This is a genomic window from Herbaspirillum lusitanum P6-12 (genome assembly GCF_000256565.1).
In the GTDB taxonomy this organism is placed as follows: Bacteria; Pseudomonadota; Gammaproteobacteria; order Burkholderiales; family Burkholderiaceae_D; genus Herbaspirillum; species Herbaspirillum lusitanum.
The window spans coordinates 1-5568 of record NZ_AJHH01000379.1; the positions used below are offsets into that span (position 1 = coordinate 1).

A 5568-nucleotide genomic window follows, 5' to 3' on the forward strand; every position below is an offset into this window, starting at 1 on the left:
AAAGGTGCGCACGATTGCGATTTCGCGCAGCGCCGATCCCACCTTGAAAACATATTTCATCGATGAAGCCAAGGCCTCGACCAACAACTCCACGCGCCTGCAAAAGGAAGTCGGCGAGTTGTTGAGCAGTGATGAAGAAAAATCCCTGTTCCAAAATATTGGTGAACGGCGCAAGGTCTATCTGGCGTCGCACTATCGCATCCTCGACCTGAAGTCGGCCGGCAATGTCGAGGAAGGCAATCGCCTGCTCGATCAGGAGTTCGTGCCGCTGGCCAGGAGCTATCAGGACTCCATGCTCAAGTTGCTGGAACTGGAACAGCGCGACATCGACAAGACCACGCAGCAGATCGACGACATCGCCGCCGGCAGCCGCCGCCTGCTGCTGATCCTGGAAGGTCTGTCACTGTTGCTGGGATGTTTCTGCGCCTGGTATCTGACCGTGGGCATCACGCGCCCGATCAATGCCGCGCTGGGGATTTCGCGCCGCGTCGCTGCCGGCGATCTGACCACGCAAGTCAGCGGTGGCGATGGCAAGAGCGCTGATGAAGTCGGGCAATTGCTGTCGTCCCTCAACGACATGAACGGCAGCTTGCGCAACATCGTCAGCAATGTGCGCCAGGGCACCAATACGATTGCGGTGGCGTCCGCCGAGATCAGTGTCGGCAACCACGATCTGTCGGCGCGCACCGAGCAGCAGGCCAGCGCCCTCGAAGAGACCGCATCGGCGATGGAAGAACTGATCTCCACCGTGCGCCAGAATGCCGACAACGCCGACACGGCCAGCCGTCTGGCTGCGGCAGCGTCCGGCATCGCGGTCGAGGGCGGTGAAGTGGTCGGTCGCGTGGTAACGACGATGAGCGCCATCAACGGCTCGTCGCGCAAGATCGTCGACATCATCAGCGTGATCGATGGGATTGCCTTCCAGACCAATATCCTGGCCCTCAACGCCGCCGTTGAAGCCGCACGGGCGGGTGAGCAGGGCCGCGGCTTTGCCGTGGTGGCAAGCGAAGTGCGCAGCCTGGCGCAACGCAGCGCCACCGCCGCAAAAGAGATCAAGTTGCTGATCGACGACTCGGTCAAGACGGTCGGCGAAGGCGGCGTGCTGGTGGAGCAGGCCGGCGTCACCATGGAGCGCGTGGTCGGCAGCGTGCGCAAAGTGGCGGAGATCGTCGGCGAGATCAGCCTGGCCAGCCGCGAACAAGCGTCCGGCATCGAGCAGGTCAACCACGCCATCAGCCAGATGGATGAAATGACCCAGCAGAACGCCGCGCTGGTGGAGCAGGCTGCGGCGGCGGCGTCTTCCATGCAGACGCAGGCGGCCTCGCTGGCGCAACTGGTGAGCGTGTTTTCGCTCGATCATGGGGCGCGTCCGGCGGCGTCGTTGGGTTCGCAATCGCTTGCGCCTGCGCTGACGCGGCTGGCCTGAGGCCGGGGCAAGACACGGATGCGGTAAAATGCCCGGATCGGCGCCGCATCTCGCGGGCGCCGGTCCGGTTTGCACCTTGCCTTCTGCGCAACAATCTGACATCTCCATTTCCCTGAAGCCGCCCATCGTTTTATCCGGCGCCGTCTTTCCTGCAGGTCGTCATCGCTGTTTCTCCAGTTGCTGGTGTGCATATTGCATGGACACCGAAGTGCGCGCCGGCATCGGATTATGGATAACGATCAATGAATACAACTTCCTTTCGCGACGAATGGTTCTCGCACGGCAAAGCCAATGTGCTGGCCGGCCTGACGTCGTCGTTCGCGCTGGTGCCCGAGTGCATCGCGTTCGCACTCGTGGCCCAGATCAACCCGCTGATGGGCTTGTACGGCGCCTTCTTCATCTGCACCATCACGGCGCTGTTCGGCGGCCGGCCCGGCATGATTTCCGGCGCGGCCGGTTCGATGGCGGTGGTGATCGTGGCGCTGGTGGCGCAGCACGGCGCCCAATACTTCCTGTTGACGGTGGTGCTCAGCGGCGTGCTGATGCTGCTGTTCGGCGCGCTGCGGCTGGGCAAGCTGATCCGCATGGTGCCGCATCCGGTGATGCTGGGTTTCGTCAACGGCCTGGCGATCGTGATCGCGATGGCGCAGTTCGAACATTTCAAACAGACCGACGCGAGCGGCACGCACTGGCTGCACGGCGCGCCGCTGCTGATCATGGCGGTGCTGGTGGCGGTGACGATGCTGATTGTTTACCTGTTGCCGCGCCTGACGCGCGCGATCCCGCCGGCGCTGGCGGCGATCGTCGGCGTGGCCGTGCTGAGCCAGGCGACCGGTTTGCCCACGCGCACGCTGGGCGACATGGCGCATATTGCGGGCGGCCTGCCGATGTGGCATTTTCCCGAGGTGCCGCTGACGCTGGAGACCTTGCGCATCGTTGCGCCGTACGCGGTGCTGATGGCCATCGTCGGTTTGCTGGAAACGCTGCTGACGCTCAATCTCACCGATGAAATCACCGAGACGCGCGGCCAGGCCAATCGCGAATGCCTGGCGCTGGGCGCGGCCAATGTGATGTCAGGCCTGTTCGGCGGCATGGGCGGTTGCGCCATGATCGGCCAGACCATGATCAATCTCAGCTCGGGCGGCCGTTCACGGCTGTCGGGCGTGGTCAGCGGCGTGATGATCCTGCTGTTCATCCTGTTCCTGTCGCCGCTGATCGAGCGTATTCCGCTGGCGGCGCTGGTGGGCGTGATGTTCGTGGTGGCGCAGCAGACTTTCGCATGGGGTTCCCTGCGTGTGCTCGGCAAGGTGCCGCGCAACGATGCGCTGGTGATCGTCGCGGTCACGGTGATTACGGTATTTACGGATCTGGCGGTGGCGGTGCTGTGCGGCATCGTGATTGCGGCGCTCAATTTCGCCTGGCAGCATGCGCGCGAGATTCGCGCCGAGGTGCAGGATTCCGGTGATGGCGAAAAAACCTACGTCCCGCACGGCACGCTGTTCTTCGCATCGACCGCGCATTTCCAGGAGCTGTTCGATCCGGCGCAGGATCCGCAACGGGTGGTAGTCGATTGCCGCCATCTGCATCTGGCCGATCATTCGGCCATCGCTGCGTTGGAAGCGCTGTCCGAGCGCTACACCCGCGCCGGAAAACATTTGCGTCTGGCGCAGTTGTCACGCCGCAGCCATCAATTGCTGCAGCGTGTGGGCATGGATGTCGGCGAGCCGGAAATGGCCGGCGCGCGTCGTTAATCCTTGGGGATGAGATCCGCAGGGGCGTGCTGTTCCAGCGCGCTGCCGCTGCTGCTGCCGCCATCACCGTCCTGGTGAATGCGCACGATGCGTACGCTGGCCGGTTGTTCCACCAGCATGCAGGTCTTGCCGGTGCGCTTGCAGTGGTCCTGCACGCGCCAGTAGGCGCCATGACTCAGGCAGCCGGTCTGGCAGATCACCAGGTCGGCGGCCACGATGGCGGCTTCCAGTCCTGAGAGTTCGCCCGATTCCGCCGACTCCACTGATTCCCTCTTCTCCCGTTCGCCGGTCATCGTCGAAGAAATCGCGGGCGCATACACCGGCAGCAATTTCTCCCGCATCAACTCCTCCAGGCGTTTGCTCAGTTCCTTCACCCGCCGCACCAGCGTCGCGCGTTGCGGCAGGTCGGGGATCGCCGCCTCCAGCGCAGCGCGGTCTTCATACGCCCAGGCCAGCGCCGAGTCGCGCGCGATCACGGCCGCGCGCAGGCGCATGGTCTGCGCCTTGAGTGAGGCGATTTCGGCGGCCTGCTCCTGGATCACGGCGCTGCAGCGACGCTGTACCCGCGCCAGGTGCGAGACCATGGCGCGTTGCTCCTGTTCCAGCAGCGCCACGTCCTGAATGTGCATGGTCATGTAGCGGTCCTCCTTTCCTGCGTGAACCCGGCCGCCTTATTGCAAGGCTGCTGCATGGCGGCGCGCGACTTCCGGCCAGTTGACGACGTTGTAGAAGGCGCCGATATATTCCGGGCGGCGGTTCTGGTAGCGCAGGTAATAGGCGTGTTCCCACACGTCGAGGCCGAGAATCGGCGTGTTGCCGTTCATCAGCGGACTGTCCTGGTTGCCGCTGCTTTCGACGATCAGCTTCTTTTGCGGCGTGACGCTGAGCCAGGCCCAGCCGCTGCCGAAGCGTGAGATCGCGGCCTTGGTGAAGGCTTCCTTGAAGGCGTCGAAGCCGCCCAGTTCGGCATCGATGGCGGCTGCCAGTGTGCCTTCGGGTTTGCCGCCGCCGTCCGGCGACATGACCAGCCAGAACAGCGAGTGGTTGGCGTGGCCGCCGCCCTGGTTGATCACGGCGGCCTTGAGGTTGTCGGGGACCTCCTTGACGCGCGTCACCAGTTCTTCGACGCTGAGTTTTTCCCACTCGGTGCCGGCGACGGCGGCGTTGAGGTTGTTGATGTAGGTCTGGTGATGTTTGGCGTGGTGGATTTCCATGGTCTGTGCATCGATGTGCGGCTCCAGCGCGTCGTAGGCGTAAGGCAGGGCGGGAAGGTTGTATGGCATGGTTCTCTCCGGTTGTGGATCACATGGCCGGCGCAAGGGCCGGAATGGACTGGGAGGCTGCCGTATGGGTGGCGCTATCGCTTGCAAAATTTGCAAGGCCTGGACCGCGATGGTGCAGGCGCACGAAGGATGTCGATTTTAGAGGAAAACCGCGAAGCCATATCCCTACATGTCATAGGCCCATTTTCCGGGCGTGGCAATCGCTGCCGCAATGTAAAAGAGCCGGCATGTGCCGGCTCCTTGTTCAGACTGATGAAACTGGTTCTGCGTATCGATCAGAAACCGAGGTAATCCATCTTGCCGATCTTCACGCCCTTGTGACGCAGGATGTCGTAAGCGGTGGTGACGTGGAACAGGAAATTCGGCAGCGCAAACGTCAGCAGGTAAGCCTGGCCGGTGAACTTGGTCTCGTTGCCGCGCAGCTTGATGACGATTTCGCGTTCTGCGCTGCCGTCGAGCTGTTCCGGCGTCACGGTCTCGAGGAAGGCGATGGTCCTGGCGATGCGTTCCTGCAGTTGCGGGAAGGTGGTTTCTTCGTCGGCGAAGCTGGGCGGCTGGATCGCCGACAGGCGCGAGGCGCCGAACTTGGCGGCGTCGCTGGCGCGCTGGATCTGGCCGGTAAGCGGATACATGTCTTCAAACAGGCGCGCGGTCAGGAGGGTGTCCGGATCGAGCTTGTTTTCTTCGGCGTGAGCGGCGGCCTTGTTGAGCAAGGTCGACAGATTGTTCAGCGCGCGGATGAAGACGGGAATGGAAATCTGATGCATGGTGAGCGACATGATGACTCCTGGAATGAATGAAATGATTGGCGACGTTCATGACGCCTGCCATTTTTTAATGACCACAGGGAACAACAACGGTTGCTTGATGCTGTCCATCATAAAGACAATGTAACGACAACGCAGGGACAACACAAAAGCGCCGCAGGGAATAAAAAAGCCGACCAGCTCGGCATGGGCAACCGCTCCGGTCGGCAAGGGGACGAAACACCTCATGGCGATCCACGGCATCAAAGGCGTGGACCGCCCTTACGTACTTACATCTTTTTGCCGGCAGCGTCGTTCTTTGCCTGCGGGTTGACCTGTGCTGCGGTCGGCCGGGTCGGTTA

At 62.6% G+C, this 5568-nt stretch carries 6 protein-coding genes; 3 read left to right on the forward strand and 3 right to left on the reverse strand.

The genetic code is table 11. The features are described 5' to 3' along the window. Together HLUSI_RS28310 and HLUSI_RS0112025 are read left to right on the forward strand one after the other, a co-directional pair. Nucleotides 1-1426, forward strand: a 1426-nt coding sequence (locus HLUSI_RS28310) for a methyl-accepting chemotaxis protein (protein ID WP_016834207.1), incomplete at its 5' end; no start/stop codon positions are given. 242 nt (nucleotides 1427-1668) lie between these two features. Further along, the gene (locus HLUSI_RS0112025; protein ID WP_016834208.1) at nucleotides 1669-3177 is read left to right on the forward strand and encodes a SulP family inorganic anion transporter; all 1509 of its coding nucleotides are present in this window, start codon (nucleotides 1669-1671) and stop codon (nucleotides 3175-3177) included. On the opposite strand, the gene HLUSI_RS0112030 is transcribed toward HLUSI_RS0112025, so the two are convergent. The 3 genes from HLUSI_RS0112030 to HLUSI_RS0112040 form a co-directional block, all read right to left on the reverse strand. Further along, nucleotides 3174-3812 carry a DUF2325 domain-containing protein gene (locus HLUSI_RS0112030; protein WP_016834209.1) on the reverse strand — a complete coding sequence of 213 codons (639 nt, stop codon included), beginning with the start codon at nucleotides 3810-3812 and terminating at the stop codon, nucleotides 3174-3176. The two genes, HLUSI_RS0112025 and HLUSI_RS0112030, sit on opposite strands and share 4 nt — an antisense overlap. A 36-nt stretch (nucleotides 3813-3848) precedes the next feature. Beyond that, nucleotides 3849-4460 (reverse strand): superoxide dismutase, encoded by a 612-nt coding sequence (locus HLUSI_RS0112035; protein WP_016834210.1) that lies wholly within the window; start codon nucleotides 4458-4460, stop codon nucleotides 3849-3851. A 275-nt stretch (nucleotides 4461-4735) separates the two neighbouring features. Beyond that, complete coding sequence (locus HLUSI_RS0112040; RefSeq protein ID WP_016834211.1) at nucleotides 4736-5239, reverse strand: DUF1993 domain-containing protein; 504 nt, start codon at nucleotides 5237-5239, stop codon at nucleotides 4736-4738. Nucleotides 5240-5320: 81 nt separating this feature from the next. Between HLUSI_RS0112040 and HLUSI_RS34110 the strand changes: the two genes are divergently transcribed. Further along, on the forward strand, nucleotides 5321-5568 hold a 248-nt coding region (locus tag HLUSI_RS34110), incomplete at its 3' end, for a hypothetical protein (RefSeq protein ID WP_238533988.1).